The organism is Bacillus cereus group sp. BfR-BA-01523 (assembly GCF_022662615.1).
GTDB classification, from domain to species: Bacteria; Bacillota; Bacilli; order Bacillales; family Bacillaceae_G; genus Bacillus_A; species Bacillus_A mycoides.
The window spans coordinates 1-264 of record NZ_JAKUDX010000046.1 but is presented as its reverse complement, the minus strand read 5'-3'; the positions used below and the strand labels follow the sequence as shown (position 1 = coordinate 264).

The window sequence follows — 264 nt, the reverse complement described above, 5'->3', positions numbered from 1 at the left end:
AAGCATGGTGACATGTGGAGCTGACGAATACTAATAGATCGAGGACTTAACCATATAATATGAAGCAACGTTATCTAGTTTTGAGAGAATATAAAAAACTTATTGACTTTCAGAGTGAATAAGTTATAATAATGATTGTCTCAAAAGAATAATGTCTGGTAATGATGGCAGAGAGGTCACACCCGTTCCCATACCGAACACGGAAGTTAAGCTCTCTAGCGCCGATGGTAGTTGGGACCTTGTCCCTGTGAGAGTAGGACGTTG

The 264-nt window shown here is 40.2% G+C and carries 1 rRNA gene; it reads left to right on the top strand.

Annotated elements, in window-relative coordinates:
- Window positions 1-154: 154 nt before the first annotated feature.
- A 5S ribosomal RNA gene (gene rrf / locus MR066_RS27120) occupies window positions 155-264 on the top strand; the annotation flags it as partial.